This window comes from Actinomycetospora sp., from assembly GCF_055612215.1.
This window is the reverse complement of the sequence record NZ_JBVPVA010000390.1, coordinates 1-4,145: the sequence shown is the minus strand read 5'-3', so window position 1 is coordinate 4,145 and position 4,145 is coordinate 1. Positions and strand designations below refer to the sequence as shown.

The 4,145-nt window shown below is 72.2% G+C and carries 2 protein-coding genes and 1 pseudogene; all 3 read left to right on the top strand.

The features are described from left to right. Positions 1-1,977 (top strand): transglycosylase domain-containing protein (locus AC0CYZ_RS11125; protein ID WP_472215227.1); only part of this gene is annotated, 1,977 nt, incomplete at its 5' end. 18 nt (positions 1,978-1,995) lie between these two features. Beyond that, a complete protein-coding gene (locus AC0CYZ_RS11120; protein ID WP_472215225.1) occupies positions 1,996-3,606 on the top strand; it encodes a glycosyltransferase family 87 protein in 1,611 nt (536 codons plus the stop codon). A gap of 210 nt (positions 3,607-3,816) precedes the next feature. Continuing rightward, positions 3,817-4,145, top strand: a pseudogene (locus tag AC0CYZ_RS11115) (hypothetical protein); the annotation flags it as partial.

Genomic DNA, 4,145 nt, shown 5'->3' with positions numbered 1-4,145 from the left:
AGCCTCGCGCAGGCCCAGGGCAACCGGATCAAGGTGCCGCTGACCCAGGTCCCGGTCTGGGTCCAGCACGCGGTGGCCTCCGCCGAGGACCGCAGCTTCTACACCAACTACGGGTTCGACCCGATCGGCATCGGCCGTGCGGCCTGGAACCAGGCCCAGGGCGGGAGCGGCGGCGGGTCGACGATCACCCAGCAGTACGTGAAGAACGTGCTCGTGGGCGACGAGCACTCCTACTGGCGCAAGTACCGCGAGGTCGTCATCGCGGCGAAGATCAACCAGGAGGAGTCGAAGGACCAGATCCTCGAGAACTACCTGAACACGATCTACTTCGGCCGCGGGGCGTACGGCATCCAGGCCGCGTCGCAGGCCTACTACGGCCGCGACGTGAACACCCTGTCCCCGGCCGAGGGCGCGGTGCTCGCGGGCCTGATCCAGGCGCCGTCGAAGTGGGACCCGGCCGTCGACCGGGCCGGCTCGCAGCAGCGGTGGAACTACGTGCTCGACGGGATGGTCGAGCAGAAGTGGCTCTCGCCCGGCGACCGGGCCGCCGCACAGTTCCCCCCGACGCTCGCGCCCTCGTCGCGCAAGACCGGGATCCCCGACGACGACCGCGGGCACGTCGTCTCGGCGGTCAAGGACGAGCTCGCGTCCTACGGGATCACCGAGCAGCAGGTGAACCAGGAGGGGCTGAAGGTCGAGACGACCGTCGACCCGAAGCTGCAGAAGCAGGCCGCCGACGCCGCCGCGAAGACCCTCGACGGGCAGCCCGCGAACCTGCGGACCGCCCTGGTCTCGGAGGACCCGAGGACCGGGGCGATCGTCGCCTATTACGGCGGGACCGACGGGTCGGGCTTCGACTACGCCCAGACCCAGCGCCAGCCCGGGTCGTCGTTCAAACCGTTCGTGCTGCTGGCGGGCCTCGAGCGCAACCCGCCGATCGGGCTCGGCACGACCTTCGACGGGTCCACCCCGCAGACCATCGCCGGCACGAAGGTGGAGAATTCCGACGGCGAGAGCTGCCCGAACTGCGACCTGAAGACGGCGATGACGCTCTCGATCAACACCGTCTTCTACCAGCTCGGCAACCAGGTCGGGCCGCAGAAGGTCGCCGACGCCGCCCACCAGGCCGGGATCACGGCGCCCCTGGCCAACGCCACCGGCGGCATCGCGATCGGTGACAAGGAGGTCCGCCCCGGCGACATGGCCTCGGCCTACTCCACGTTCGCCGCCGACGGCGTCTTCCACCGCCCGCACATGGTCACGAAGGTGACGACGGCCGACGGGCGCGTGCTCTACGACGGCGGCGTCACCGCGCCCGAGCAGCGGATGAGCCAGCAGCTCGCCCGCAACGTCACCGAGTCGATGCTCGACGTCGCGTCGCACTCGCAGATCCCGCTGGCCGCGGGCCGGCCGGTGGCGTCGAAGACCGGCACCGTGCAGTCGTCGGTGCAGGGGCAGAACAACGACGCCTGGACGGTCGGCTTCACCCCGCAGATCTCGACGGCGGTGTGGGTCGGGACCGACGACAACTCCCCGATCAAGACCTCCAACAACAAGCCGATCTACGGGCGCGGCGTGCCCGGCCAGATCTGGCAGAGGTTCATGAACCAGGCGCTGCGCAACGAGCCGGTCCAGAAGTTCTCGGACTTCGACCCGATCGGAACCCCGCCCGCCCCGCCGGCGCCCCCGGCTCCCACGCCGGACCCGAACACCCCGAACGGCCAGGGGCAGATCTGCATCAACGGGGTCTGCGTGAAGACCGGCGGCGACGGCCAGGGTCAGAACGGGAACAACGGCCAGAACGGCCAGAACGGCAACAACAACGGCAACAACAACAACAACGGCGACAACAACAACGGCCAGAACAACAACGGCAACGGCAACGGGGGCAACGGGGGCAACGGGAACGGGAACGGCGGCAACGGGAACGGTGGCAATGGCGGCGGAGGCGGCGGCGACGGTGGCTTCGACTTCTGACCGGGCGCCCGATCCCCGTTGACCTCCCAGGCCCCGCCCGAGCGCAGCCGCACGCACGACGCGTCGTCGCTCGACCCGTCGTCGCGGGTGCTCCCGGCGCACGAGGACGCGTTCGTGCGGGCCGCGAGCGCGGCCACCGGCGGCCCGCTCGGGTCCCACGCGGTCGTCGGGCGCGCCGGGTTCTTCACCCCCCTGCGCGTCGTGCTGCTGCTGGCGACGATCGTGCTGGCGCTGGGCTGGTTCGCCAAGGCGCCGTGCCTGCAGCAGTACGTCGACGACAACGGCCAGACCCAGCTCGACTGGCGCGACGGCCGGCAGTACGTCGCCGCCTGCTACTCGGACACCGTGCCGCTCTACACCGCCGAGCGACTCGACCGTGGCGGCGTCCCGTACGTGACGAGCTGGGTCGACCAGCACGACGACGGCACCACGCAGGTGCGCTACATGGAGTACCCGGTGCTCACCGGGTTCTTCCAGTGGGCCAACGCGCGCCTCGCGGCCGGCTGGCTCGCCGTCGGCGTCCTGCCCGCAGCGCTGCCCGTCGTCGTCTACTTCGACCTCTCCGCCTTCTGGCTCGCGCTGGCCTGGCTCGGGGCGATCTGGGCCCTCGTGCGGCTGCGACCGGGTCGGCCGTGGGACGCGGCGATCGCGGCGACGTCGCCGTTGGTGGCCGTGCACGCCTTCACCAACTTCGACACGCTGGCCGTCGCGGGCGCGACCCTCGGCATGCTCGCGTGGTCCCGCCGGCGACCGGGCCTCGCGGGGGTCCTGCTCGGCCTCGGGGCGGCGGCGAAGCTCTATCCGCTCTTCCTGCTGTTCCCCCTGCTCCTGCTGTGCCTGCGTGCGGGACGGATGCGCCCGTGGTGGACGGTGACGGTCGCGGGGCTCCTGACGTGGGCGGTGGTCAACGTCCCCGTCGCGGTGCTCGCCCCGACCGGGTGGTGGGAGTTCTTCCGGCTCAACTCCACACGCGCCGCCGACCCCGACTCGATCTACAACGTCGTCGCCGGGCTCACCGGCTGGTCGGGCTTCGACGGCCCGCTCGCGTCGGGACAGCCGCCGAGGGTGCTGAACGCCGTGACCGCGGTGCTCTTCGTGGTCTGCTGCGTCGGGGTCGCCGAGCTCGTGCGCCGTGCCCCGGTCCGTCCCCGGCTGGCCTCGATCGCGTTCCTGGTGGTCGCGGCGTTCCTGCTGACCAACAAGGTCTGGAGCCCGCAGTACTCGCTCTGGCTGGTGCCGTTGGCCGTGCTCGCCTATCCGCGGTGGCGACCGCTGCTGGCGTGGATGGCGGTCGACACCCTGGTCTGGTTCCCGCGGATGTACTACTACCTGGGCACCAGCGCCAAGGGGCTGCCCGCGCCGTGGTTCTACGGCGCGGTCGTGCTGCGTGACCTCGCGGTCGTCGGGGTCGGGGTGCTGATCGTGCGCAGCGTGCTGCGCCCGCAGCTCGACCCGGTGCGCCTGCGTCCCGGCCGCCCCGGGCCGACGGTGGCCGGCGCCGATCCCGACGGCGGAGTGCTCGACGGCGCCCCCGACGCGGCGTGGTTCACGGCCCGCTTCCGGCGGACCGACGAGGGCGACCGCCCGTTCGCCGGGGCGGGGACGACCACCCGATCCGGGCGCGACTGACCCGGCACGCCGCAGCGGCCCCCACGCGGCGTGGCCCGATCGTGACGGTCCGGTGACTGCGGCGTCACCTCCGGAGCAGTGCCTCGTTGTCCCGGTCGTCGGAGCCCGTCCGACGCGCCGCTGGCCCGGTTCCGTCCCGACGGAACGCCCGGGCCCCCGGCCGCGCACCGGGGCGGGACCGCACTCGTCGTTCCACGTAAGGGGTCCTCCATGGGAGCGCGGTTCTCGCGTCTGGTGTCGGTGGCGGCGGCCGGGGGTGTCCTCACCGGGTCGCTGCTGCTGGGAGGTGGCGCGGCGTTCGCCGCGCCCGTCACGCCCACCGCCGGGGGTCAGGTCATCCCCGCGGCCTGCGGCACGACGGTGCAGGCGCAGCCGGGCGACACCGTCCAGGTGAAGCCGCTGCTGGGACTGCCGATCAACGTCCCGATCGGCACCGCCGCGGGCCCGCTGCAGTCGATCGACCAGTCGATCGCGGGCACGCTCTGCCAGGTGCAGGTCCAGCTCGTCCAGCCGGTCACCACCTACGTCGCCGCCGCCGC